Consider the following 23,727-nt stretch of genomic DNA (forward strand, 5'->3'; position numbering starts at 1 on the left):
GCATGACGAAGCGCCCGAGTCTCGATGACTACCGCGTGCCGTACTTCGGCGACAAGCGGGCGGCGAAATTCTCTCTCGACGCGCTCGATCCGTCGGCCAAGCCGTTCAGCACGGGAAGCAAGGAAGGCGACCGCGACCGCCTGTCCGTTGTCAGCGAGCGCATCGACGTGCAGCAGGAGCGCTTGCACGCACAACGGTACGAGCGCGTGCTGGTCGTGCTGCAGGGCATGGATACGAGCGGCAAGGACGGCACGATCCGCGGCGTCTTTCACGAGGTCGATCCGCTCGGCCTGCGCATCGTGCCGTTTCGCGCGCCGAGCGCCATCGAGGCGTCGCACGATTTTCTCTGGCGCGTGCACCGGCAAGCGCCCGCGGCGGGCGAACTGACCATCTTCAACCGCAGCCACTACGAAGACGTGCTCGTGCCGCGCGTGACGGGCCAGATCGACGCGACCGAGTGGGAGCGCCGCTACCGCCAGATCCGCGAATTCGAGGCGATGCTCACGGAAACCGGCACGACCATCATCAAGTGCCTGCTGCACATCTCCAAAGACGAGCAGAAGGCGCGCATTCAGGCGCGCATCGACGACCCGACCAAGCACTGGAAGTTCGACCTCTCCGACCTCGAAGCGCGCAAGCGCTGGGACGCCTATCAGGCGGCCTATCGCGACGCGCTCGCGGCCACTTCCACGGAGTACGCGCCGTGGTACGTGATTCCGGCGAATTCGAAGTCGCATCGCAACGTGATGGTGGCCGAGCTGCTGCTGCGCCTGCTCGAAGGTCTCAAACTCGAATTCCCGCCCGCCAAGGAAGAACTGAAGGGCGTCAAGGTCGACTAGCCCGACTGGCTCAACCAGGATTAACACGCCTCGCGCAGCGGCATGAAGCGGCATGAAGCGGTGCAAGGCGGCGGGCGCAAACCACAAGGAAACAAGACATGTTGCGTGTGATCACCGCGAACCTCAACGGCATTCGTTCGGCGGCGAAGAAGGGCTTCTTCGAGTGGTTCGGAGAACAGAAGGCCGACGTGCTGTGCGTGCAGGAAATCAAATGCTCGCAGGACGACATGACGCCCGAATTTCTCGCGCCGCACGATTTCACCGGCTATTTCCAGCATGCGGTGAAGAAGGGCTACAGCGGCGCGGGCCTCTATACGCGCCATGAACCCGACGAGGTGATCATCGGCTTCGGCAGCGACGAGTTCGATCCCGAAGGACGCTACGTCGAGGCGCGCTTCGGCAAGCTGTCGATCGTGTCGGTGTATGTGCCCTCGGGTTCGAGCGGCGATGAGCGCCAGGCCGCGAAATACCGCTTCATGGACGCGTTCATGCCGCATCTCACCGAACTCGCGCGCGAGCGCGAAGTGATCGTGTGCGGCGACGTGAACATCGTCCACAAGGAAATCGACATCAAGAACTGGAAGGGCAACCAGAAGAACTCGGGCTGCCTGCCGGAGGAGCGCGCGTGGCTCACGAAGCTCTTCGACGATGTCGGCTACGTCGACGTGTTCCGCACGCTCGATTCGCGGCCCGAGCAGTACACCTGGTGGAGCAACCGCGGCCAGGCGTACGCGAAGAACGTGGGGTGGCGCATCGACTACGAGATCGCCACGCCCGGCATCGCGGCGACCGCGAAGCGCACGTCGATTTTCAGGGACATCAAGTTCAGCGACCACGCGCCGCTCACCATCGACTACGACTACAACTACAAGGTCGGGCGCTGACCCCCGTTGCGTGACATCGGGTGACGTTGGGTGATATTGGGTGACGCGGAGCGGCGCCCGCGTCAGGGCGCTGCGATCTTGCGCCGTTGCGGCACGGCAATGCCCGCGTAGTCGGGCAGCGCATCGACCGATACGCCAATCGCCTTCGCATAGAGCGGCATCATGTCGGGCAGGCGCTTGACGATGTCGGCGCGGCGCGCGCTCGTGAACGGATGCACGTAGATGAAGCCCTGATCGCGGTCGTTCTTCGTCGCTGCGGCGAGCTTGTCCCAGAGCGTGACCGCGGCGCGCGGATCGAAGCCCGCACGCGACGCTATGTCGCTGCCGATCACGTCGGCTTCGGTTTCGTCGGCGTGGCCGTAGTGCATTTCGACGAGCTGCGAGCCGATGCCGAGCGGAAACACGCCCAGATCGGCGAGCCCGAAGAGCTGCGGCACGCTGCCGGACTCGACCTGCGCCGCCTGCTGTTCGCCGAGGCGCTCGCGCACGTGCTCGCGCACCGCATGCGCGATCTCGTGGCCGAGCAGCATGCCGAATTCGTTGTCGTTGAGCTTCACGCGGTCGAGCAGGCCGCCATACACGACGATCTTGCCGCCCGGCAGGCAGTACATGCGGATATCCGGCGACCGGATCACCGCCACCTCCCATTTCCAGTTCTTCACGCGGTCGCCCCACTTCTGCGCGAAGGGCGCAAGGCGGTTCACGAAGAAGCGCACGCGCTCCACGTGCGGGTCGCTGTCGGGATAGAGCCGGTCGGAGTGGGCCGCGCCGCGCACGATCTCGGCATATTCGGCGGCGGCCTGCGCCTCCAGCATCGGCGAGGGGATCAGGTTGCGGTACACGGCGCTATTGCCGAAGCGCACCTGACGGCCCGTGCTCATGCCCGGCGCCGGCGCCCGGGCGGCCAGATCGGAAGCGCTTTGCACCGTGGATGCGGCGGGCCCGGTTACAGCGACAGCGCTTGCGGCCTGCGCGCCGCCCACGTGCGATGCCATAAACGCCGCCAGCAGCGCCGCCGCGAGTGCCAGTGCGCCGTGCCGGCGCGGGCGGCGAGGTGCCGGATGCGTTGCGGGCACGGCAATGTGCTGCGGGGTCACGACCTGATTCTCCACGGGGCGATACGGACCAGCAGGAGCATACCCGGTACAGCGAGTGCCGTGCAGAGGATGAAGTAGTCGAACCAGCCGATCTTTGCGACCAGATAACCGCTCGCTGCGGACGCGAGTGTGCGCGGCACGGCGGCGAGACTCGTGAAGAGCGCGAACTGGGTGGCCGTGTAGCGCGGATCGGTGGTGCTCGCGATATAGGCGGTGAACGCGGCGAGCGTGAGACCGGTCGCGAACGTCTCGAAGCCGTAGACGAGCGCGAGCGCCACGGCGCGCGGATCGAGCGAGAGCTGCAGGTTCCAGCCCAATGCGCTCGTGACCTGCGACACGGCATGGCTCGTGGCGACGACAGCGTCGTAGATCGCCGCGAGCGACGGCGAGCCGGGCCCGAGTTGCGCGAGCCACGCGAAGCCGAGCGTCGAGACCATCTGCAGGAAACCGAAGATCCACAGGCCGCGCCCGATGCCGATCTTCACGAGCGCCACGCCGCCGACGATGCCGCCCGCGAGGCTCGCGCCGAACGCCGTCATCTTGGCGATCACGCCGATTTCCGTGCGCGAGTAGCCGATATCGAGGAAGAACGACGTCGAGAGCGTGGTGGCCATCGTGTCGCCGAGCTTGTAGAGGAAGATGAACGCGAGCACGAAGAGCGCGCCTTTCCAGCCGTCGCGGCGCACGAATTCCGCGAACGGCTGCACGATCGCCGCGCGCAGGTTCTTCGGCGGCACGCCGTGCGCCTCGGGCTCGCTCACCACAAGCGCCATGATCATGCCGGGAATCATGAATGCGGCCGTGACGATGAACACGGTCTGCCACGGCAGGTGATCGGAGAGGATCAGCGCGAGCGAGCCGGGCACGAGCGCGGCGATCTTGTACGCGTTCACGTGCACTGCGTTGCCGAGGCCCTGCTGCGTGTCGGTCAGCAGCTCGCGCCGGTAGGCGTCGATGGCGATGTCCTGGCTTGCGCCGAAGAACGCGACGAGCGCAGTGAGCGCGGCCACGGTCCAGATCGCGTTCTTCGGCGAGACGAAGCCGAGTGCCGCGATGGCGAGCGCCACGAGAATCTGCGTGACGAGCATCCAGCCGCGCCGGCGGCCCGGACGCCAGCCCGGCAGGCGCGGCACGTAGCGGTCCATCAGCGGCGCCCAGACGAACTTCCAGGTGTAAGGGAACTGGATCAGCGCGAAGAGGCCGATTTCCTTGAGGTTGACGCCCTCGGAGCGCAGCCACGCCTGCACGAGATAGACAAGCGTGAAAAGCGGCAGCCCGGAGGTGAAGCCGAGAAACACGCAGATCAGCATGTGCGTGTTCAGATACGCCCGCCAGCCAGGATGTTCTTCGTGCGCGTCTACGTGAATGTTGCGGGCGGGGGCCTCGTGGGCTGGATTCGGCATGTCGTCGTCAGCGGCGGCGGCGGTTTTTGTGGGTCTGGGTCGAAAAAACACGCCGCGCTGCCGGCGACGTTATTTTTTCCTTACGCGATAGACCGCAAGACTACCACGCCAGTTCACGCCCCATCGAACGGTCTGACCGCCGTGCAGTACGGCGCGGTCAAGAATTTCGACACCCACTTCGGGTGCGAGCGCTTCGAAATCCTTTACGGTGAGCACGCGCACGTTCGGCGTGTTGTGCCACTGGTAGGGCAGCGACTTCGAAACCGGCATGCGTCCGCGCAGCACCGACAGCCGGTGCGGCCAGTAGCCGAAGTTCGGGAACGAGACGATGCATTCCTTGCCCACGCGCGCGGTCTCGCGCAGGATCGCGGCCGTCTGGTGGATGGTCTGCAGCGTCTGCGAGAGGATCGCGAAGTCGAAACTCGCGTCCTCGAAGAGGCGCAGGCCGTCTTCCAGGTTCTGCTGGATCACGTTGATGCCGTTCGCCACCGAGGCGAGCACGCCCGCATCGTTGATCTCGATGCCGTAGCCCGTGCATTCCAGCTCTTCGCCGAGCAGCGCGAGCAGCGAGCCGTCGCCGCAGCCGAGATCGAGCACCGTCGAGCGTGGCTCGATCCAGCGTGCGATGGTGCGGAAGTCGGGACGGGCGGAAAGACTGTCGAAAGCGCTCGGGTTCATGCGCCCACCTCGCTGGCAATACGTTCGTAGTAAGCGCGCACGACGTTGTGATAGCGCGCGTCGTCGAGAAGGAATGCGTCGTGGCCGTGCGGCGCGTCGATTTCCGCGTAGGTCACCTGGCGCTTGTGGTCGAGCAGCGCCTTCACAAGCTCGCGCGAGCGCGCGGGCGCGAAGCGCCAGTCGGTCGTGAAGCTCGCCACGAGGTACTTCGCCTTCGTGTGCGCGAGCGCGCGGGTGAGATCGCCGTCGAACGCCTTGGCCGGATCGAAGTAATCGAGCGCGCGCGTGATGAGCAGGTACGTGTTCGCGTCGAAGTAGTCGGCGAACTTGTCGCCCTGGTAGCGCAGATACGACTCCACCTCGAATTCGACGTCGAAGTTGAAGTTGTATTCGTCGACGGCGCCTTCCGCGCGGCGCAGCGCGCGGCCGAATTTTTCGGCCATGTCGTCGTCGGAGAGATAGGTGATGTGGCCGATCATGCGCGCCACGCGCAGGCCGCGTTTCGGCTTCACGCCGTGCGCGTAGTAGTCGCCGCCGTGAAACTCGGGGTCCGAGAGAATCGACGAGCGCGCCACTTCGTTGAACGCGATGTTCTGTGCGGAGAGCTTGGGCGTCGACGCGATCACGATGCAGTGGCCGACCCGCTCCGGATAGCGCGTGCTCCAGGCGAGCGCCTGCATGCCGCCGAGGCTGCCGCCCATCACGGCGGCGAATTTGTCGATGCCGAAGCGGTCGGCCACGCGCGCCTGGGCGTCCACCCAGTCCTCGACGGTGACGACCGGAAACTTCGCGCCGTAGGGCTGGCCGGTGGCCGGATCGACGCTCATCGGGCCGGTCGAGCCGAAGCACGAGCCGAGGTTGTTTACACCGATCACGAAGAAGCGGTTGGTGTCGAGCGGCTTGCCGGGGCCGACCATGTTGTCCCACCAGCCGACGTTTTTCGGGTCGCCCTCGTAGACGCCCGCGACGTGATGCGACGCATTGAGCGCGTGACAGACGAGCACGGCGTTGCTGCGTGCGGCGTTGAGCGTGCCGTAGGTTTCGACGACGAGGTCGTACCCGGCGAGCGACGTGCCGTTCTGCAGGCGCAGAGGTTCGTTGAAATGCAGTGTGTGTGGAGCGACGATGCCGATCGATTCCATTCGTTCCGCCTTGGTTTTTCGGGGCGGCTAGACGGTGTCGGCGGGCGCGAAATGCGGTGGGTTGGCTCGGCTGACGACCTCTTTAGCCGCATTTGTAATGAACCCGGCAGCCGTGGCTTTCGGGTTCGCGCGCCCGCAATCGAGTCAGCAAATCGGCGCGTGGATGTCAGAAGACAAGCGCAGAGTATAGCGGAAATTGCGCCCCGGCAATGCGGTGAATCAACCGGGGCGGCGAATGGAGCGCACGGTGGGCGGTACGCATTACGCCATCGCGGGATGCATATTGCGCCAGCGCCGCAGCTGGAGCGCGGCGACGATCATCAGGAAGCCGTAGACGAACGCATAGGCGGCGATCAGCCAGATCAGCGAAAGCGCGCCCGCGCCGGGGAACATCACGATGAAGAAGCCGACGACGGCCGAGAGCAGCCCCGAGAGCCCGACCGCCCAGGGATGCGCGATGGCGCGGCGATACTGGAAGGCGTAGATGATCTCGAAGACGCCGATGGCGAGCGCCCAGAAGCCGATGATCATGACGAGGATGATGGCCGTTTCCTTGGGCCAGAAGAACGCGACGAAACCGGCGATCACGCCGATCAGGCCCACGAAGATATAACTCCAGCGTCGTGTTCCGCCGCCGCGCGCACCGTAGATCAGCGCGAAGGCGCCGTCGACGATGGCGTAGGCGCCCCAGACGAGCGCGAGCGCGAGGACGGTCCACTTCGGCCAGGCAAGCGCGATCACGCCGAAAAGGATGGCCGAGATGCCGCGGGCGAGGAGCCAGCCCCAGTGGGCGGACAGACCGGAAAGGAGCGGGAGCGGAGCGCTGGGCAACGAGTGGTTCATGCGTTTGTTCTCCTTGTTGTGGAGCACAGTGCCGATGCGCGCCGCAGCCTGACGAGTACACGGCCCCAGCCGTGCCGCCGGCCGACCGCGCGCCGTCGCGCCGTCGCGCCAACGCGCCAGTACGCACGCGTGCAGTCGTTCCGTCGTGCCAGCGCGAGCGCGTTACTGCAGGATCACGCGAATCTGCTCGTCGGCGTGCTCGACCGGCGAGCGCGTGAAGCCGCTTTGCGCGTAGCGATGCCAGCAGCCGATCACGTAGCGCACGAGCAGGTTGGCGCGCATAGCCGGATCGTACCCCTTCGGTAGGGCCGTTGCGCCGGGGTTGTGCGTGCTCTCGCCGCTGCCGTCGCCCCTGTCCTCGCCGCTCTCGCTGCCTTCGGCGACGCCCACGCGCAGGCACTGGCGCAGCGACGCCTCGATCCGGTCGAGCATCTGGTTCACGCGCTCGGCCAGCCGCTCGTGCTCGCCCACGAGCGCTTCGCAGGTCAGCACGCGCGTCATCCCGGCGTTCTTGGTGGCGAAGTTGATGAGCATGAGCGCGATGGCGCGCGCCTGCAGCACGCCGCTCGGCTCCTTCGCGACGATCTGGTTGATGAGCGCGAACAGTGTCTGTTCGATGAAATCGATGAGCCCCTCGTACATCTGGGCCTTGCTCGCGAAATGGCGGTAGAGCGCGGCCTCGGAAACGCCGAGCCGCGCGGCCAGCGCCGCCGTCGTGATCTTCTCGCCGCGCGGCGTTTCGAGCATCGACGCGAGCGTCTGCAAAATGTGAATACGGCGCTCGCCCGGCTTCGGGCGGCCGGTGCGGTGCACTACGCCCGAGGGCGCTGATGTTACGACTGCGTCACGCGTGTCTGTCGGCTGCATGAATGTCGCCCCTGATCTTGCCGCCGAAGTCCTTTTCCAGCGGTCACGTCCTCACCCCGTCTGCCGCAGTCGTCCCGACTGCAGGCCGGCGTGTAGCGATTTTAACGAACGAACGCGATGATCGACATAGTGCGGTCTGCCGCTGCGGCCCGCGCGCATCGCCGGCGCGCGCTCGGGCAGGTGGCCGGTGATCCAGACCGTCTGGATGCCGAGCTGCCGGTAGCGCTTCAGATGGCCGCGCGTGTCCTCGATCAGGATGGCATCGGCAAGCGATGCCCCGGCGCGGCGCAGCGTCGCGCGCAACATGGCCCGGTCGGGCTTCGCGCGCCAGCCGCGGCGCGTGCGCATGTGCTCGATGGCGACCACGCGCTCGAAGAGCCGCGCGATGCCGAGTTCCGCGAGCACCGCGCGCGCATAGGCTTCGGGCGCGTTGGTCAGCACGATCTTGCGGCCCGGCAGCGCGGCGAGGATGCGTGCGAGTCCGCGTTCGGCGACGAGCATCGCGCGCAGGTCGGGGAAGGTGTGGACGACCTTGAGGAAGTCGTGCGGATCGACGGGATGGTGGCGCGTGAGGCCGAGCAGCGCCGCGCCGTAGCGGTGCGTGTAGCTCGTGCGCAGATGGTTCGCGACGTCGTGGCTCACGCCGAGCGCATCGACGATGTATTGCGTCATCGCCTGGTTGATGGCCGGGAAGATCGCGTGCGACGCGCCGTGCAGCGTGTTGTCGAGGTCGAAGAGCCAGACCGGCGTGCGCGCGGCGCGCTGCGGCCGGTGTTGGCGCGCTCGTGCGATGGTCATGGAGGCCCTCAGGGAGCGGCGCGAACGCGCGCCGCCGCAAACTTCAATGCGAGCGGATCATCGTGCCGAACGGCTGCTCGGTCAGGATTTCGAGCAGCACCGAATGCTCGATCCGTCCGTCGATGATGTGCACGGAGCGCACGCCGCTCTTGGCCGCGTCGAGCGCCGACGCGATCTTCGGCAGCATGCCGCCCGAGATCGTGCCGTCCTCGAACAGCGCATCGATCTCGCGCGCCGACAAGTCCGTGAGCAGATTGCCCGCCTTGTCCATCACGCCCGGGATATTGGTCATCATCACGAGCTTTTCGGCGTTGAGCACGACTGCGAGCTTGCCCGCCACGAGATCGGCGTTGATGTTGTACGAGTAGCCGTCTTCGCCGAAACCGATCGGCGAGATGACCGGAATGAACGCGTCGTCCTGGAGCGCCCGCACGACCGCCGGATTGATCGACTCGACTTCGCCCACCTGGCCGATATCGACGTACTGGCCGGGCTGGTCGCGGTCCGGCATCATCAGCTTGCGCGCGCGGATCAGGCCGCCGTCCTTGCCGGTCAGGCCCACGGCGTGGCCGCCGAAATGGTTGATGAGCGTGACGATGTCCTGCTGCACCTCGCCGCCGAGCACCCACTCGACGACTTCCATCGTTTCCTCGTCCGTGACGCGCATGCCCTGGATGAAGGTGCCTTGCTTGCCGATCTTCTTGAGCGCCTGGTCGATCTGCGGGCCGCCGCCGTGCACGATGACCGGATTGATGCCCACGAGCTTCAGCAGGATCACGTCGCGGGCGAAGCCCTGCTTCAGACGTTCTTCGGTCATGGCGTTGCCGCCGTATTTGATCACGACGGTCTTGCCGTGATACTGGCGGATGTAGGGCAGCGCTTCAGCCAGAATTTCGGCTTTCAGGGTGGGCGCGATCTGCGAGAGGTCGATAGGCTCGGACATGGCGGCGGGAAGTGAGCAAAAAGACGGTTGAAACAGGCCGGATTGTACAGGACTGGCGCGCTGCAACAGCGTTTTCGAGACGGTGCACGGGCGTGCGCGCAACACGGCGCAAAACGCCGTAACACGCGCCAGGACGGCGTTCCGGCCTTGTACCGCTGGCTGCCCAAACGGACTACGAAAGCGCGTGCAGGCGTGTTCGAGCCGCCGCTCGAATCCGGGCGTGGCGCTGTGGCATCATTTCCGTACTGCCGACACCGGCTTCACGATGAGCGCGCCGCCATGACCGCCCCAGTCACTTCCGCCGCCAGTCTCAAATGCGCGCGCTGCCCGCGCTGCGGTCGGGCCTTCGACTGCGGCCGGAACACCGAACCTTTCGATTGCTGGTGCCGCACGCTTCCTGCGCTTGCCGCGAACCAGCTCGATCCGCGCGGACGCTGCCTGTGTCCCGAATGCCTGGCCGACGCGGCGGCGGCCTCCGCAGCCGCGCCGGGCGACGGCGTGGGCAGCGGCCCTCGCGCGACTTGACCGGCGCAACGCCTTGCATGTCCTGCACGCGCCCGGCTCGCGATCAGGTCAGCGCGCCAGTTAGCGCTCAGGTCAACGCTCGGGCTGGCCGCGCCCGTGCAAGCGCCCAGAGATCGGCGGCAACTTCGTCGAGCACCGGCTCCCACTGCCTGAACGCCTTTTGCCGGTACAGCGTCGTGTGCGCGTACCACGGGCTGTCGCGCCGTTCGAGCTGCCAGATCCAGTGCGGATTCACGTCGAGCAGCACCCACGTGCGCTGGCCGAGCGCCCCGGCGAGGTGGGCGCTCGACGTGCACACCGAAATCACGAGATCGAGCGCATCGACGAACGCGGCGGTGTCGTCGAAGGTTTGCCACTCGGCGCTGAAATCGGCGATATCGAAGCCCGCGGCGTGCGCCGCGGCGACATCGTCGGCTGCGCCCGGCTGCAGCGAGTAGAACGCGACGTCGTGGGTCAGCCCGGCCAGGTGCGCCGCCAGGCGCGCAAGCCCGATGTGCCGGTACGGATTGCGCTGATGTCCGGTGCTGCCCGTCCACGCAAGGCCGACTTTCAGGCGCCGTTCGTCGGCGAGCCGCTTGCGCCAGCGCGCCGCCGCCGCCGGGTCGGACGCGAGGTAACGCAGCGGGGCGGGGATCGTGTCTTCGCACGTGCCGAAGTGAAATGGCAGGCTCATCAGCGACACTTCGCAGTCGTGCGGCGGCAGGCTTTCGATGCCGCCGCCCGCGCTGTAGCCATCGCAGTGGCCGCCGAGGCTGCGCTCGAGCAGTGCGCCCATCTGCGGAAACGAATTCCAGAGCAGGCGGCCGCCTTCGCGATGCACGCGCTCGGCGAGAAGCGGCACGTAGCGGCAGAACTGCAGCAGGTCGCCCATGCCCTGCTCGCCCCACAACAGCAGCGTGCGGCCCGCAATCGGCTCGCCCTGCCATTGCGGCTTCGTGAACACCGGCCGTCCGCGCTTCATTTCCGCGGCGCCTTGCCAGCGCCGCTCGTGCCCGGGCCAGCCTTCGACGTAACGTCCGCGGGCGAGGTCAATCAGGGACAGGTTGAAGTGCGATACGGGGTCGTCCGGCGCGTAGTGGCAGGCGGCGCGGGCCGCGCGCTCGGCCTCGTCCCAGTTCTGGGCTTCCTTTTGCGCCAGTGCGTAATTGTTGAGTGCGAGCGGATCGTCTGGCGCGATTGCGAGCGCGCGCCGGTTGGCGTCGATTGCGCGCGCAACGCCCGTATCGTCCGGCCGTAGCCGCCCGAGGTTGATCCAGGCGAGCCTGTCGCCGGGATTATCGGCGATGCAATCTTCAAGAAGCCGGGCGATTTCCTCACTTTTGCCATTGACGTGAATCAATGCTGCTGCGAGATTATTGCGAAGATTGGGAAATGCGGGGTCGATGGCCAATGCGCGACGGTAAATATCCACCGCTTCGGCATGTCGATCGGCGAACTGCAACGCGAGCCCGGTAGCGAAGCTCGGGCCGGCGCGCTCGGGGGCGAGCCGGGCGGCGGCGGACGCGATGCGGATGACTTCGTCGAGCCTGCCGGTCTCGCGCGCCGTATTGACGGCTTGAAGCAGGGTTTCGTCGTCGAGCGCGCGCAGCGTGTCGGCAGTCCGGTCGAGCAGGGCGCGGGCGCTGGCGTCCGATGCCGGGCGCGAAGCGCAGTCGAGATAATCGAGGAAGATCTGCCAGATCGGCTGCAAGGCGGGCTGCAAGACGGGCTGTATGGACTGAAATGGGCCGCGGGGGTCGTTGGGCATCGTTTCTCCAGCCGTAATACAGAAGGACTGCCAAGATGGCTTAGTTTGACAAGCCCTATTGGATCAAATTTTTTCAAGATAATTAATCGGATTCGTCCGAACATGTAAACTCACGCCATGCATCGCATCACCCTTAGTGCTCGCGTCAATCTGGGCCATCTCTTCTGGCTGCGTAGCCTCGCTATCATCGGCCAGCTCTGCACGATCGCCGTCGTGCAGCTGTTCTTTGGCGTTCATCTGCCGCTGCCGGCCATGCTGTTCGTGATCTCGATGGAGGTCGCGTTCAACGGCATCACCTGGATGCGCGTCGCGCAGGATCGTCCCGAGTCCAATCTCGAGCTGTTCGGCCAGATCTGGGTCGACCTCGGCGCGCTGTCCGCACTGCTCTTTCTCTCGGGCGGCACGACCAATCCGTTCGTCTCGCTCTACCTGCCTTCGCTTGCGATCGCGGCAGCCGTGCTGCCGTGGTATCTCACGGCCTGGCTCGCCATGTTCGCGGTGGCCTGTTACGTGCTGCTCGGCTTCGACAACGTGCCGCTCAACATGGACAACCCCGCGAACCTGTTCGATTACTATCGCGCGGGCATGTGGGTGAACTTCATGGTGAGCGTCGGGCTGATCGTGTGGTTCGTCGCGCGCATGTCGCGTGCGTTGCGCGAGCGCGAAAACGCGCTGGCCGACGCGCAGCAGAGCCTGTTGCGCGACGAGCGCGCCGTGGCGCTGGGCGTGCAGGCGGCGACCGTCGCGCACGAGATCGGCACGCCGCTGTCGACCATCGCGATGCTCACCGAGGAACTGCGCGACGTGGCGCGCACCGACAAGGCGCTCGCCCCGTACACCGCCGACCTCGATCTGCTCGACCGCCAGATCACGCTGTGCACGTCGGCGCTGGCGCGCCTGCGCAGCCGCGCGTCGGCCGAGGACAGCCGCCAGGCGGTGAGCGAGTGGCTCGGCCCGTTCGTCGAACAGTGGCGGCTGCGTCATCCGCACGTCAAATTCGAGCAGCTCGGCGAGGCGCCGAAGGGGCTCTACCTCGACGACTGCGTGGCGGTCGGCCAGATCCTGACCATCCTGCTCGACAACGCCGCGCGCGCGAGCCGCGATTACGTGACGCTGTGCGCGTATCCTTCCACGCGCTCGGGCTACATCGATTTTGAAGTCTGCGACGCGGGGCCGGGCATTCCGGCGTCGCTGCGTAACACGCTCGGCGCGGTACCCGTGGAAAGCACGCAAGGCGGCCACGGGGTCGGGCTCTATCTGGCGTTTTCGTCGGCGGAGCGGCTCGGCGGGTCGATCGACCTGTCGGACGTCGCGACGCTTGCCGCGGACGAAGGTTTCGGCCAGGCGGCTGGCGGCGGAAATGCCGGCGGGAGTGCAGGTCGCGAGTACAAGACGCGCGGCACGCGCGCAGAATTGCGCGTGCCGGTGAGTACCGGCGCGTCCGCAACGGCGCACGGCGCGCGTGCGGAAGGCACGGCTGCCGCGGGTTCAGGTTCAGATTCAGGTGCGGGCCGGCCCGGCTCGGCGCCGCCCAACAACACGGAGAAGCAGGCATGAGCGAGATGAATTTTCTGGTGATCGACGATGACGAGGTTTTCTCCGATATCCTCACGCGCGGCCTGACGCGGCGCGGTTACCAGGTGCAGCAGGCGCACAACGCGGAAGAAGCGCTCCGCTTCGCAAACCAGCAGCGGTTTGCGCAGATCACGGTCGACCTGCATCTGGGCAGCGACTCGGGTCTCGCGCTCGTCGCGCCGCTGCGCGAGCTTCAGCCCGACGCACGCATGCTCGTGCTGACCGGCTACGCGAGCATCGCGACGGCGGTGCAGGCCGTGAAGGACGGCGCCGACAACTACCTCGCGAAGCCCGCGAACGTCGAGATGATTCTCTCGGCGCTGCAAAACGACGCGAGCGCATCGCAGGCCGACGCGGCCATCGAAAATCCGGCGCCGCTTTCGGTCGCGCGCCTCGAATGGGAACACATCCAGCGCGTGCTGGCCGAGCACGGCGGCAACATCTCGGCGACCGCGCGCGCGCTCAACATGCATCGCCGCACGCTGCAGCGCAAGCTCGCAAAGCGCCCGGTGCGCCAGTAAGCGCACGCGTGATTCGCGCTGCGGCGCGAGGGCGGCAAATCAGAAGGCAAACAAGAAGGGGCCCCGCGGGGCCCCTTTGTGTGTTGCCGGTGCGGCGCAGCGCTTACAGCACGTAGCGCGACAGATCCTCGTCCTGCGCGACTTCGCCGAGCGCGCGGTCGACGTACGCGGCGTCGATGGCCACGGTCGTTCCCGAGTGATTGCCCGCTGCGAACGACACCTCTTCGAGCAGCTTTTCGATGACGGTGTACAGGCGCCGTGCACCGATGTTCTCGGTTTTCTCGTTGACGGAAAACGCGATCTCGGCGAGACGGCGAATGCCGTCGTCGGCGAAATCGAGCTGCACGTCTTCGGTTGCGAGCAGCGCCTGATATTGCTTGACGAGGCTCGCATCGGTCGCGACGAGAATTGCTTCGAAGTCCTTCACGGACAGCGAATCGAGTTCCACGCGGATCGGGAAGCGGCCCTGCAGTTCCGGAATCAGATCGCTCGGCTTCGCAAGATGGAACGCGCCGCTTGCGATGAACAGGATGTGATCGGTCTTCACCATCCCGTACTTCGTATTGATGGTTGTGCCTTCAACGAGCGGCAGCAGATCGCGCTGCACACCCTGGCGCGAGACTTCGCCGCCGCCGCCTTCGGCGTTGCGCGACGCGATCTTGTCGATTTCGTCGAGGAACACGATGCCGTTCTGCTCGACGTTCTGCACGGCCTTCGTCTTGACCTCTTCGTCGTTGAGCATCTTGCCCGCTTCTTCGTCCGTGAGGACCTTCAGCGCTTCCTTCACCTTGAGCTTGCGGCGCGTCTTCTTGCCGCCGCCCAGGTTCGCGAACATCGAGCGGATCTGGTCGGTCATGTCCTCCATTCCGGGCGGGCCCATGATGTCCATGCCGACTTGCGGCAGTTCGACGTCGAGCTCGATCTCCTTGTCGTCGAGCTGGCCTTCGCGCAGGCGCTTGCGAAACGTCTGCCGCGTGGCGTTGTCGCCTTCGCCGTGGCTCGCGGTGTCCACCGCCGAGCCGAAGCCGACCGGACGCGCGCTCGGCAGCAGGATGTCGAGGATGCGGTCTTCGGCCTGATCGGTGGCCTTGCTGCGCACCTTGCGCATTTCCGATTCGCGCGTCTGCTTGACCGAAATCTCGATCAGGTCGCGCACGATGCTGTCCACGTCGCGGCCAACGTAGCCCACTTCCGTGAACTTGGTCGCTTCGATCTTGATGAACGGCGCGTCGGCGAGTTTCGCGAGGCGGCGTGCAATCTCGGTCTTGCCGACGCCGGTCGGCCCGATCATGAGGATGTTCTTCGGCGTGATTTCCTGACGCAGCGGGTCGGCGACCTGCTGGCGGCGCCAGCGGTTGCGCAGCGCGACGGCGACGGCCTTCTTCGCGCGTGCCTGGCCGATGATGTGTTTGTCGAGTTCCGAGACGATCTCGGCGGGGGTCATGGTGCTCATCCTGATTCCTTCTCGTCTGTTCGGTCTGCGAGTCCGGTTACTCGATGGTTTCGATCACGCGGTTGTGGTTCGTGTAGATACACATGTCGCCCGCGATTTCGAGCGACTTTTCGACGATCTCACGCGGGCTCAGCTCGGTGTTGTCGACGAGCGCGCGCGCCGCGGCCTGCGCATAGGCTCCGCCCGAGCCGATCGCGCAGATCCCGCCTTCGGGATCGAGCACGTCGCCGTTGCCGGTGATGACGAGGGTGGTTTGCCCGTCGGCGGCGATCAGCATCGCTTCGAGGCGGCGCAGCATGCGGTCGGTGCGCCAGTCTTTCGCGAGTTCGACGGCGGCGCGCGTGAGGTTGCCCTGATGCTTTTCGAGCTTGGCTTCGAAGCGGTCGAGGAGCGAAAACGCATCGGCCGTGCCGCCCGCGAAGCCGACCATGACCTTGCCGCCGTAGATGCGCCGAACCTTCTTCGCGCCACCCTTCATGACGATGTTGCCGAGCGTGACCTGGCCGTCGCCGCCGAGCGCGACCTTGTCGCCGCGCCGCACGGAGACGATCGTCGTGCCGTGAAATTGCTCCATGTGGGTTCCTCTTTTGACCGTTTGTTCCGGTGACTGTTTGGGGGATGCGGCCGCTAACCGGGCCGCCGCCGCTGAATTCCGGGGTGCGCCGCGCGCGCTTTCAGGCGCGCGGGCGAAGCACGTTCCGATACAAGTTTAGGGCGGCGGTGGGCAGTTCAAGAGCGCGTGCGGGGGAAAACGCGCCGCACGCGAAGTCAGGATACGCGCGGGCAGGCCGCAAAAACAAAAAGCGCACGGGACTCCGTGCGCTTCTTTGGGGAAGGCGGATTGTGTGGCGCGCACCCGCGGCGGCGCACCCGCTAATCGATCAATCGCCGAACAGCTTCTGGCGCAGTTCGCGGCGCTCCTGCGCCTCGAGCGACAGCGTGGCCGTGGGCCGCGCGAGCAGACGCGGGATCCCGATCGGCTCGCCCGTTTCCTCGCACCAGCCATACTCGCCCGACTCGATGCGCGCGAGCGACTGCTGCACTTTCTTCAGCAGCTTGCGTTCGCGATCGCGCGTGCGCAGCTCGAGTGCATGCTCTTCTTCGATCGTTGCGCGGTCGGCCGGATCCGGCACGATTACGGTTTCGCGCAGGTTCTCGGTGGTTTGGCCCGCATTGCGGAGGATTTCCGCCTGCAGCTGTTCGAGCCGGTTTTTGAAGAAAGCGAGCTGATCCTCATTCATGTAATCCTTATCGCTCATCTTCAGGATTTCGGCTTCGGTCAAGAGTCGTTTCGTGGTCATCTGGCTTGCTTCTTCAATGAGTGAGGCAAAACTTGCGCTTGTGCCCGCACTTTTGTGTTGCCCGCAATGGCTTTGTACCACGCGCCATTCTTCTGGCTGACGCGTTGTCTCGCGCGAACGATGCGCTCTCGTGGACGCCGAAGCGCCGCTGCGGGGCCGAACTCCTCTGGAAACCGCTCTTCAGATACTCCTGAGGCATTTTCCGTACCGGCTACGCGCTGCCACGCCGCGTGCCGCCGGTGGGGCTGTACCGTCCGGTGCAAATGCGCCGGGGGCCGCCATTCTACTCATACTTGTTGTACTTACCGCACTGTCGGCGCGGCCAGTTTTACGAGGCCGCATCGCTTGCGCATGCAGCGCGCATGGCGGCCTTTATTTGGCTGCCCGCTTATCTGCCCGCGTGCTCTCCCGTCTGCTTTCCCGCAGTCTTTCCAATAGGGTGGCGCAGCGGGGCCGCAAAGTCGGGCCGTATTGTAACTGAATCGCAAGTGCGTGCTGTGAGGGGGAAATCCCTGCTTCCGGGCGCATTCGTATTCGGCACGTTATCAGGAAAATATAACGCGCCAAACGTGAAAAAGCGATGGTCGGGTACGTTATTTGGAGGGATGGGCCACGCAAAGAGGGGACGGTGCAGGCCTTTCCCGGCGCGCAGGACGCACGCCGGGGCCGAACAACGCTCAGCTCAAACCCGGATGCGGCTCAGACGAGGCAGGCGTCGAGGCCGTCGGTGATGAGGTCTTGCGGCAGTTCGATGCCGATGAACACCATCTTGCTGCTCTTCTTTTCACTCGGCAGCCATTTTTGGGCAAGGTCGCTGCCCATCATCTGATGGACGCCCTGGAACACTACCTTGCGATCCACGCCCTTCATGAACAGCACGCCCTTGTAGCGCAGCAGACGTTCGCCGTAGATCTGCAGGATGCCGCCAAGGAAGTCTTCGAGACGGTTCGCATCGAACGCGCGGTCGCTTCGGTACACGAACGATTTGATCTTGTCGTCGTGGTGCGCGTGGTGATGATGGTGGCCGTGATCGTGGCCTTCATGACCTTCGTGGCCTTCGTGATCGCAGTGGCCGTGATCGTGATCGCAGTGCGCGTGATCGTGATCATGATCGTGCGCGTGATCGTCTTCCTCGAGGAAATCCGGGTCGATCTCGAGCTTCGCATTGAGGTTGAAGCCGCGCAGGTCGAACACTTCCTTGATGTCGGCTTCGCCGAAATTCACCTGGCGGATCTGCGCCTTCGGATTCATGTGCATCAGACGATGGCGCAGGTCGGCGAGCTCCGCTTCGTCGACGAGATCGGCCTTCGTGATGAACAGGCGGTCGGCGAAACCGGCCTGGCGCTGCACCACTTCGTGCTCGTCGAGCTGATGGTTGCCGTGCTTCGCGTCGACGAGCGTGATGATCGCGTCGAGCAGGAACTGGTCGGCGATGTCGTTATCCATGAAGAACGTCTGCGCGACCGGGCCCGGATTCGCGAGACCCGTGGTTTCGATCACGACGCGGTCGAAATCGAGCTTGCCGTCGCGCTTTTGCTGCGCGAGGTCGCCGAGCACGCGCGCAAGGTCGCCGCGGATCGTGCAGCAGATGCAGCCGTTGCTCATCTGGATGATCTGCTCGCCGCTGTCCTGCACGAGGATCTCGTTGTCGATGTTCTCTTCGCCGAACTCGTTTTCGATCACGGCAATCTTCATGCCGTGCTGTTCGTTGAGGATGCGCTTGAGCAGCGTCGTTTTGCCGCTGCCGAGAAAACCGGTCAGGATGGTTACGGGAATCATGGTTGCCATGCTGGGTGCCTGTTCTGTGCTGTGCGTGAATCGGAGCGCTGGCCGTCCGGCGCGCTCTGGCGCGCGTGGAAAAGGGTGTCGCTGCCCGGTGTTACAACATAACTGCGTATTGGAACATAACTTCGGAAACGTAACTTCGGAAACATACCCGCGCCGCCGCTGTATCGCGCGGCCGAAGCCTGCGCTGGAGGGGGCGCCGGAGCGTGCGCTGCCGGTTACGTCAATGCCGGATACGCCAGATAAGGGGCGCGAGCGCGGACGTTCCGGTCCGCGCACTAGCCGGGCAGATGGGGCCGTTCAGGCGATCTGCAACAGCAGGCCCTTGAGATACTCGCCTTCCGGGAACGCCGTGAGCAGCGGATGATCGACGCCCGCGCCGAGGCGCTTGAGGATGCGCGCGTCGACTTTCGCGTCGGCGGCTGCGCCCGCGACGATCTTCTGGAAAAGATCCGCATCGATCGCGCCCGAGCACGAATACGTGAAGAGCAGGCCACCCGGACGCAGCAGCTTGAACCCGGTGAGGTTGATGTCCTTGTACGCGCGCGCCGCGCGGTCGACGTGCTCGCGCGACGCGGCGAACTTCGGCGGATCGAGCACGACGAGGTCGAAACGCTCGCCCTCGTCGTGCAGGCGGCGCAGCGTCTTGAAGGCGTCGGCGTCGAGCCAGGCGGCGCGGGCCGCGTCGAACCCGTTCGCTTCGACGTTCTTCTGCGCGGTCGCGAGCGCGTCGCCCGACGAGTCGATCGACACCACGCGTTTTGCGCCGCCCTTCATCGCCGCGAGCGAGAAGCCGCCGGTATAGCAGAAGCAGTTGAGCACCTCGCGCTCGCGCGCGAAGGTCTGCACGAGCGCGCGGTTGTCGCGCTGATCGACGTAGAACCCGGTCTTGTGGCCGTTGCGCACGTCGACGTGATAGCGCACGCCGTTCTCGCTCGTCACGATGGTTGCGGGCGGCTCGTCGCCCGCGAGCAGCCCGGTGATCTGCTCAAGCCCTTCTTTTTCTCGGATCGACACGTCCGAGCGCTCATAGACGTTCGGGCAGCCGGTCGCGCTCGTGAGCGCGGCGACGATGGCTTCCTTCCACGCCTCGACGCCGGCCGCCATGAACTGGCAGACGAGCTGGCCGCGTCCGTTTGCGCCGTCTTCGACGTAGTGATCGACGATCAGGCCCGGCAGGCCGTCCGCCTCGCCGAAGATCAGGCGCACGGCGCCGGTGCCGGTCACCATCGCCTGGCGGTGCGCGACGGCGCGCTGCACGCGGCGCTTGAAGAACGCGTGATCGATGGGTTCGTTCTCGTCGAAGCTCCAGACGCGCACGCGGATCTGCGAGTGCGGGCTGTAGGCGGCGCGCGCGAGAAAGCGTCCGTCGTGCGCGCGCACGATCACGGTTGCGCCCGCGGCGGGCTTGCCTTCGACGCGGTCGATCGCAGTCGCGTAGACCCACGGATGGCGGCGCGCCAGGGATTTTTCTTTCGACGGTTTGAGCGTGACGATATTCATGATGTGTTCAATACAGAAAGCCGGCGCGCGCGGCGGCTGGCTCAGGTCGCCAGGCCACCGCGCCGATGCGCCGCAGCGCGTCAGCCGCGCTTTTTCGCGCGTGGATGCGCGGTGTCGTAGACCCGCGCGAGATGCTGGAAATCGAGCGACGTATAGACCTGGGTGGCCGCGATGCTCGCGTGGCCGAGCAGTTCCTGCACCGCGCGCAGGTCGCCGCTCGATTGCAGGAGGTGGGTCGCGAACGAGTGCCGCAGCACGTGCGGGTGGACGTTGGCCGGAATGCCGGCTGCGAGCGCCGCGCGCTTCACGCGTTCGCGCACGACGCCGGGCGACATGCGGTTGCCGCGCACGGAGAGGAAGAGCGGGGCGTCGTCGTGCTTGACGAGCGTGTCGCGCACGGCGAGCCAGGCGTCGATGGCGTCGAGCGCCTTGCGCCCGACCGGCACGACGCGATGCCGGTTGCCCTTGCCGTGCACTTCGACTTCGGCGGCGTCGCGCTTGAGCCAGCCTGCCGATTCGTAGCCGTCACGCTTCGCGTAGCGTACGTCGAGGCCCACGAGTTCGGCGAGCCGCAGCCCGGACGAGTAGAACAGTTCGAGTATCGCGTGATCGCGCAGCGCTTCGGCGTCGTTGCCGCCGGCCGCAGCCGGGCTGCGGGCTTCCATCAGACGCTGCGCGTCGTCGACGGAGAGCGCCTTCGGCAGCGTCTTCGCGCGCTTGGGCGCGCGCACGGCCGCCACGGGGTTCGCGTCGAGTTCGATTCGTCCCGCCAGCCAGCGATAAAACGCGCGCCATGCCGACAGCCGGTGCGCGATCGAGCGCGCCGAGAGCCCGCCCGCGTGTGCGCGAGAAACGGCGCCGCGCACGTCGGCCGGCGTGATCTTTTCGAGCGGGCGCTCGCCTGCGAGCTTCTTCAGCTCGTCGAGTTCGTGCGTGTAGCCGCGCAGCGTGTGCGCCGACAGCCGCCGCTCGTGTTCGAGACTGGCGAGGTAGTCGGCGATCGGATCGGTCGAGGTCACGATGGGCGGCGTTTCAGGCGAGCGGTGGGTGCGTGCGGTGCGCTTAGTGCGCTCAGTGCGGCAGCAGGCGCGTGAGCGCCGCGCTTGCGAGTGCGCCGATCTGCGTGAGGAAATCCGTGGCCATCCCCTCGTGGAAGCGGCGCGGATCCGGCGAGCCCATCACCAGCAGGCCGAACGCGTTGCCTTCGGTTTCGGCATGGCCGCCGGCGCCGGGCGCGCGCAGCGCCACCAGTGCGACCGATTGCGTTTCGCCGTCGGCAGGGTCGAGCCACTGTGCGGCTTCGAAACCCGAATTCGCGCCGCAGTACGGCACCGTGAGGCTGTTCGCGAAGAGCCGCACTTCTTCGCCGGTCTGGCGCGCGAAGTCGGACTGGCCGTAGGCTTCGGCCACGTCCCAGACACGCAGCGCGGCCTGCGGCACCTCGAACACGTCGCGCAGGTTCTCGGAGATGGCGCGGGGCAGGGCGTATGGATCGCGCTCGGCGATCACGCGCGTCGTCCAGCGGCCGAACTTCGTCGCGATGCTGTCGTTCTCGTGGCCGTAGCGCAGCAATTCGGAAAGACGGCGCTCGAGATGCTTGTTCTTCTCGCGCAGCATTTCCATCTGCCGCTCCTGCAGCGACACGGCGGCCTTGCCGTGAGGATTGCCGAGCTTGATCGTCGTGAGCAGTTCGGCATGCTCGACGAAGAATTCGGGGTTGGCGAGCAGGTAGTCGGCGACTTCTCGATCGTTCATGTTGTCGGTGCGTGGTTGACGTGAGGCGCGCCGGGCGCGCAATCGATGAAGCGTTATAAGCGGTGAGGTCAAGCTGCGAATCCGGCACTGGCACTGGCGGCACACCGGCGGCACCGGCGGCATTGATGGCGCTGGCGGCTTACGCTGCCGCGCGGCGAACCGCTCAGTGCATTCACTCAGGGCCCTCAGTCGGCCAGTTCGATTTCACCCTCGAAAACGGTCGTGGCGGGACCCGCCATCATGAGCGCCGCGGATTCGTCGCGCGCGCCGTCCCAGGCAATCGTGAGCATGCCGCCGTGCGTGTGCACCTTGACCGGCGAATCGAGCAGTCCGCGCCGGATGCCCGCGGCCACGGCCGCGCAGGCGCCCGTGCCGCACGCGAGCGTTTCGCCCGCGCCGCGCTCGTAGACGCGCAGACGGACCTCGTTGCGCGAGACGACCTGCATGAAGCCGGCGTTGACCTTCTTCGGAAAGCGCGCATGCGCCTCGATCACGGGGCCTTCGACGAGCACCGGCCAGGCTTCGACGTCGTCGACCACCTGCACCGCGTGCGGGTTGCCCATCGAAACAGCCGAAATCCAGCGGGTCTTGCCGCCGACGTCGAACGGCCAGAGCGTGTCGTTGCCTTCGCGTCGGCCTTCCAGTCCGCTGGCGTCGAACGGCACGCGCGCGGGTTCGAACACCGGGCTGCCCATGTCGACGACGACTTCGCCGTTTTCCTGCATGGCGAGCGTGATCGTGCCGTTTTGCACCTGCACGCGCACGCGGCTCGCATCGGTGAGCCTGCGCTCGCGCACGAACTTCACGAAGCAGCGCGCGCCGTTGCCGCAATGCTCCACTTCGCCGCCGTCACAGTTGAAGATGCGATAGCGGAAATCGACACCCTCGATGGTCGGCTTCTCGACCAGCAGCAACTGGTCGGCGCCGACGCCGAAATGGCGGTCGGCGAGCGCGCGCACGTGCTCGGGCGTGAGCGCGAGCGGCTGGCTGTAGCCATCGAGCACGACGAAGTCGTTACCCGCGCCGTGCATTTTGGTGAATTTGAGTTTCATGCCGCTATTGTAAGTGAGGCCCGCGCGTTCGCCACGCAACCCGCATGCACCCCGCATGTCCCCTGTAAGGCGGTCGCGGCCCGCTCAGTACACGCCCGGTTCGCCGGGCGGGCGGGTCTTGAAGCGCTTGTGGACCCAGTAATACTGCTCGGGAATGCGGGGAATCTGCTCTTCGAGGAACGCGTTCATGCGGCGCGCGTCGAGGTCGTCGTCGCCGGTCGGGTAGTTGTCCCACGGCTTGAAGATCTTCAGGCGATAGCCCTTGTAGTTCGGCAGCACCTCGCCGATGAACGGCACCACCTGCGCGCGTCCCACCTGCGCGAGGCGCCCCACGGCGGTCAGCGTGCACGCGGGCACGCCGAAGAACGGCACGAAGGTCGAATTGCGCGCGCCGTAGTCCATATCCGCACCGAGCATCACGGGTTTTCTGTCGCGCAGCCAGCGCAGCACGACGCGCGCGCTGTCCGCGCGGCTCACCATTTCCGCGCCGAAGCGGCTGCGGCCCCATTTCGCCGCCGCCTCGAATTCGGGGTTCGAGAACGGCTGATACAGCGAGCCGCACGGCCGGTGCAGCGAATAGTTGAGGAACATCGAGCCGGCCTCGATGCCGACGAAGTGCAGGCCGAGGAACAGCGTGGGCGGCAGATCGGGATCGGTGAGATCGACTTCGCTGTCGAGCACGAAGAGCTTTTCGAGCTTCTTCGCCGAGGCGAACCACTGCACGCTGCGCTCCATATAGCTGCGGATCGCGTGGCGAAAGTGCAATCCCGCGACTTCCTCGCGCTTTTCCTCGCTCCACTCGGGAAAGCACAGCCGGAGATTGGTATGGACGACGCGCTTGCGCCGGCTCGGGATCTTGTAGAGCAGCCAGCCGAGGCCGTCGCCGAGACGGGCGACGAACCCGTAGGGCAGGATCGCGAACAGCTTGAGCAGGCCGATCGCGAAGCGGGAACCGAGCTTGCCTAGCATGCGACGGCTCCCTGGATGGCCGCGAACGCGGGAACGGAAAGGAAGGC

General features: G+C 65.9%; 24 protein-coding genes. 5 read left to right on the top strand and 19 right to left on the bottom strand.

Features of this window, described 5'->3' with window-relative positions; genetic code table 11:
* Window positions 1-2 precede the first annotated feature (2 nt).
* Together Q0L30_RS10910 and Q0L30_RS10915 are read left to right on the top strand one after the other, a co-directional pair.
* On the top strand, window positions 3-839 hold the full coding sequence (locus Q0L30_RS10910; protein ID WP_296654812.1) for a PPK2 family polyphosphate kinase: 837 nt from the start codon (window positions 3-5) through the stop codon (window positions 837-839).
* Between the two features lie 98 nt (window positions 840-937).
* Window positions 938-1,723: an exodeoxyribonuclease III gene (locus Q0L30_RS10915; RefSeq protein ID WP_296654813.1), complete on the top strand. Its 786-nt coding sequence runs from the start codon at window positions 938-940 to the stop codon at window positions 1,721-1,723.
* A gap of 62 nt (window positions 1,724-1,785) precedes the next feature.
* On the opposite strand, the gene Q0L30_RS10920 is transcribed toward Q0L30_RS10915, so the two are convergent.
* From Q0L30_RS10920 to argB, 8 genes are all read right to left on the bottom strand, one after another.
* On the bottom strand, window positions 1,786-2,820 hold the full coding sequence (locus tag Q0L30_RS10920; protein WP_296654815.1) for a M48 family metallopeptidase: 1,035 nt from the start codon (window positions 2,818-2,820) through the stop codon (window positions 1,786-1,788).
* Window positions 2,817-4,223: an AmpG family muropeptide MFS transporter gene (locus Q0L30_RS10925; RefSeq protein WP_296654816.1), complete on the bottom strand. Its 1,407-nt coding sequence runs from the start codon at window positions 4,221-4,223 to the stop codon at window positions 2,817-2,819. The genes Q0L30_RS10920 and Q0L30_RS10925 overlap by 4 nt, the downstream gene beginning before the upstream one ends.
* Before the next feature lie 69 nt (window positions 4,224-4,292).
* Window positions 4,293-4,901, bottom strand: a complete 609-nt coding sequence (metW, locus tag Q0L30_RS10930; protein WP_296654818.1) for a methionine biosynthesis protein MetW — start codon at window positions 4,899-4,901, stop codon at window positions 4,293-4,295.
* A complete protein-coding gene (locus Q0L30_RS10935) occupies window positions 4,898-6,043 on the bottom strand; it encodes a homoserine O-acetyltransferase (RefSeq protein WP_296654819.1) in 1,146 nt (381 codons plus the stop codon). Before Q0L30_RS10935 ends, metW begins: the two co-directional genes overlap by 4 nt.
* A 261-nt stretch (window positions 6,044-6,304) precedes the next feature.
* Entirely contained in the window at window positions 6,305-6,886 is a 582-nt protein-coding gene (locus Q0L30_RS10940; protein ID WP_296654821.1) for an HdeD family acid-resistance protein, read from the bottom strand.
* A 162-nt stretch (window positions 6,887-7,048) separates the two neighbouring features.
* Window positions 7,049-7,753 (bottom strand): nucleoid occlusion factor SlmA, encoded by a 705-nt coding sequence (gene slmA, locus Q0L30_RS10945; RefSeq protein ID WP_296654822.1) that lies wholly within the window; start codon window positions 7,751-7,753, stop codon window positions 7,049-7,051.
* A 51-nt stretch (window positions 7,754-7,804) separates the two neighbouring features.
* Window positions 7,805-8,551 carry a pyrimidine 5'-nucleotidase gene (locus Q0L30_RS10950; RefSeq protein ID WP_296654824.1) on the bottom strand — a complete coding sequence of 249 codons (747 nt, stop codon included), beginning with the start codon at window positions 8,549-8,551 and terminating at the stop codon, window positions 7,805-7,807.
* Between the two features lie 43 nt (window positions 8,552-8,594).
* Entirely contained in the window at window positions 8,595-9,494 is a 900-nt protein-coding gene (gene argB, locus Q0L30_RS10955; RefSeq protein ID WP_296654825.1) for an acetylglutamate kinase, read from the bottom strand.
* Window positions 9,495-9,773: 279 nt separating this feature from the next.
* Here argB and Q0L30_RS10960 point away from each other — a divergent pair, with 279 nt between their 5' ends.
* Window positions 9,774-10,019, top strand: coding sequence for a cysteine-rich CWC family protein (locus Q0L30_RS10960; protein WP_296654827.1), 246 nt, complete (start codon window positions 9,774-9,776; stop codon window positions 10,017-10,019).
* Between the two features lie 67 nt (window positions 10,020-10,086).
* On the opposite strand, the gene Q0L30_RS10965 is transcribed toward Q0L30_RS10960, so the two are convergent.
* Window positions 10,087-11,766: a tetratricopeptide repeat-containing glycosyltransferase family protein gene (locus tag Q0L30_RS10965; protein ID WP_296654828.1), complete on the bottom strand. Its 1,680-nt coding sequence runs from the start codon at window positions 11,764-11,766 to the stop codon at window positions 10,087-10,089.
* 63 nt (window positions 11,767-11,829) lie between these two features.
* Window positions 11,830-12,003 (bottom strand): hypothetical protein, encoded by a 174-nt coding sequence (locus tag Q0L30_RS10970; protein WP_296654929.1) that lies wholly within the window; start codon window positions 12,001-12,003, stop codon window positions 11,830-11,832.
* Here Q0L30_RS10970 and Q0L30_RS10975 point away from each other — a divergent pair.
* Together Q0L30_RS10975 and Q0L30_RS10980 are read left to right on the top strand one after the other, a co-directional pair.
* The gene (locus tag Q0L30_RS10975) at window positions 11,953-13,323 is read left to right on the top strand and encodes an ATP-binding protein (RefSeq protein WP_296654921.1); all 1,371 of its coding nucleotides are present in this window, start codon (window positions 11,953-11,955) and stop codon (window positions 13,321-13,323) included. The two genes, Q0L30_RS10970 and Q0L30_RS10975, sit on opposite strands and share 51 nt — an antisense overlap.
* The gene (locus Q0L30_RS10980; protein ID WP_296654830.1) at window positions 13,320-13,862 is read left to right on the top strand and encodes a response regulator transcription factor; all 543 of its coding nucleotides are present in this window, start codon (window positions 13,320-13,322) and stop codon (window positions 13,860-13,862) included. Before Q0L30_RS10975 ends, Q0L30_RS10980 begins: the two co-directional genes overlap by 4 nt.
* A 103-nt stretch (window positions 13,863-13,965) precedes the next feature.
* Here Q0L30_RS10980 and hslU read toward each other — a convergent pair whose 3' ends face one another.
* The 9 genes from hslU to Q0L30_RS11025 form a co-directional block, all read right to left on the bottom strand.
* Window positions 13,966-15,315, bottom strand: a complete 1,350-nt coding sequence (gene hslU, locus Q0L30_RS10985; RefSeq protein ID WP_296654831.1) for an ATP-dependent protease ATPase subunit HslU — start codon at window positions 15,313-15,315, stop codon at window positions 13,966-13,968.
* Window positions 15,316-15,352: 37 nt separating this feature from the next.
* Window positions 15,353-15,889, bottom strand: coding sequence for an ATP-dependent protease subunit HslV (hslV, locus tag Q0L30_RS10990; RefSeq protein WP_296654834.1), 537 nt, complete (start codon window positions 15,887-15,889; stop codon window positions 15,353-15,355).
* Between the two features lie 307 nt (window positions 15,890-16,196).
* Window positions 16,197-16,616 carry an RNA polymerase-binding protein DksA gene (gene dksA, locus Q0L30_RS10995; protein WP_085228454.1) on the bottom strand — a complete coding sequence of 140 codons (420 nt, stop codon included), beginning with the start codon at window positions 16,614-16,616 and terminating at the stop codon, window positions 16,197-16,199.
* Between the two features lie 699 nt (window positions 16,617-17,315).
* Complete coding sequence (locus Q0L30_RS11000; RefSeq protein WP_296654924.1) at window positions 17,316-18,395, bottom strand: GTP-binding protein; 1,080 nt, start codon at window positions 18,393-18,395, stop codon at window positions 17,316-17,318.
* A gap of 306 nt (window positions 18,396-18,701) precedes the next feature.
* Window positions 18,702-19,904, bottom strand: a complete 1,203-nt coding sequence (locus Q0L30_RS11005; RefSeq protein ID WP_296654839.1) for a class I SAM-dependent rRNA methyltransferase — start codon at window positions 19,902-19,904, stop codon at window positions 18,702-18,704.
* Window positions 19,905-19,984: 80 nt separating this feature from the next.
* Entirely contained in the window at window positions 19,985-20,923 is a 939-nt protein-coding gene (gene xerC / locus Q0L30_RS11010) for a tyrosine recombinase XerC (protein ID WP_296654841.1), read from the bottom strand.
* A gap of 52 nt (window positions 20,924-20,975) precedes the next feature.
* Complete coding sequence (locus Q0L30_RS11015; RefSeq protein ID WP_296654842.1) at window positions 20,976-21,659, bottom strand: DUF484 family protein; 684 nt, start codon at window positions 21,657-21,659, stop codon at window positions 20,976-20,978.
* 185 nt (window positions 21,660-21,844) lie between these two features.
* Entirely contained in the window at window positions 21,845-22,711 is an 867-nt protein-coding gene (dapF, locus tag Q0L30_RS11020) for a diaminopimelate epimerase (RefSeq protein ID WP_296654844.1), read from the bottom strand.
* A gap of 84 nt (window positions 22,712-22,795) precedes the next feature.
* Window positions 22,796-23,680 carry a lipid A biosynthesis lauroyl acyltransferase gene (locus Q0L30_RS11025; RefSeq protein ID WP_296654846.1) on the bottom strand — a complete coding sequence of 295 codons (885 nt, stop codon included), beginning with the start codon at window positions 23,678-23,680 and terminating at the stop codon, window positions 22,796-22,798.
* Window positions 23,681-23,727 lie beyond the last annotated feature (47 nt).

Source organism: Paraburkholderia sp., assembly GCF_024281035.1.
GTDB lineage: Bacteria > Pseudomonadota > Gammaproteobacteria > Burkholderiales > Burkholderiaceae > Paraburkholderia.

Bases quoted from the DNA above. Each gene is read 5' to 3' on its own strand.
- Q0L30_RS10910 (WP_296654812.1), top strand. From the start codon at position 3: ATGACGAAGCGCCCGAGTCTCGATGACTACCGCGTGCCGTACTTCGGC.
- Q0L30_RS10915 (WP_296654813.1), top strand. From the start codon at position 938: ATGTTGCGTGTGATCACCGCGAACCTCAACGGCATTCGTTCGGCGGCG.
- Q0L30_RS10925 (WP_296654816.1), bottom strand. From the start codon at position 4,223: ATGCCGAATCCAGCCCACGAGGCCCCCGCCCGCAACATTCACGTAGAC.
- metW (WP_296654818.1), bottom strand. From the start codon at position 4,901: ATGAACCCGAGCGCTTTCGACAGTCTTTCCGCCCGTCCCGACTTCCGC.
- Q0L30_RS10935 (WP_296654819.1), bottom strand. From the start codon at position 6,043: ATGGAATCGATCGGCATCGTCGCTCCACACACACTGCATTTCAACGAA.
- Q0L30_RS10940 (WP_296654821.1), bottom strand. From the start codon at position 6,886: ATGAACCACTCGTTGCCCAGCGCTCCGCTCCCGCTCCTTTCCGGTCTG.
- slmA (WP_296654822.1), bottom strand. From the start codon at position 7,753: ATGCAGCCGACAGACACGCGTGACGCAGTCGTAACATCAGCGCCCTCG.
- Q0L30_RS10950 (WP_296654824.1), bottom strand. From the start codon at position 8,551: ATGACCATCGCACGAGCGCGCCAACACCGGCCGCAGCGCGCCGCGCGC.
- argB (WP_296654825.1), bottom strand. From the start codon at position 9,494: ATGTCCGAGCCTATCGACCTCTCGCAGATCGCGCCCACCCTGAAAGCC.
- Q0L30_RS10960 (WP_296654827.1), top strand. From the start codon at position 9,774: ATGACCGCCCCAGTCACTTCCGCCGCCAGTCTCAAATGCGCGCGCTGC.
- Q0L30_RS10965 (WP_296654828.1), bottom strand. From the start codon at position 11,766: ATGCCCAACGACCCCCGCGGCCCATTTCAGTCCATACAGCCCGTCTTG.
- Q0L30_RS10970 (WP_296654929.1), bottom strand. From the start codon at position 12,003: ATGAACGCCAAAGAACAGCTGCACGACGGCGATCGTGCAGAGCTGGCC.
- Q0L30_RS10980 (WP_296654830.1), top strand. From the start codon at position 13,320: ATGAGCGAGATGAATTTTCTGGTGATCGACGATGACGAGGTTTTCTCC.
- hslU (WP_296654831.1), bottom strand. From the start codon at position 15,315: ATGAGCACCATGACCCCCGCCGAGATCGTCTCGGAACTCGACAAACAC.
- hslV (WP_296654834.1), bottom strand. From the start codon at position 15,889: ATGGAGCAATTTCACGGCACGACGATCGTCTCCGTGCGGCGCGGCGAC.
- dksA (WP_085228454.1), bottom strand. From the start codon at position 16,616: ATGACCACGAAACGACTCTTGACCGAAGCCGAAATCCTGAAGATGAGC.
- Q0L30_RS11000 (WP_296654924.1), bottom strand. From the start codon at position 18,395: ATGATTCCCGTAACCATCCTGACCGGTTTTCTCGGCAGCGGCAAAACG.
- Q0L30_RS11005 (WP_296654839.1), bottom strand. From the start codon at position 19,904: ATGAATATCGTCACGCTCAAACCGTCGAAAGAAAAATCCCTGGCGCGC.
- Q0L30_RS11015 (WP_296654842.1), bottom strand. From the start codon at position 21,659: ATGAACGATCGAGAAGTCGCCGACTACCTGCTCGCCAACCCCGAATTC.
- dapF (WP_296654844.1), bottom strand. From the start codon at position 22,711: ATGAAACTCAAATTCACCAAAATGCACGGCGCGGGTAACGACTTCGTC.
- Q0L30_RS11025 (WP_296654846.1), bottom strand. From the start codon at position 23,680: ATGCTAGGCAAGCTCGGTTCCCGCTTCGCGATCGGCCTGCTCAAGCTG.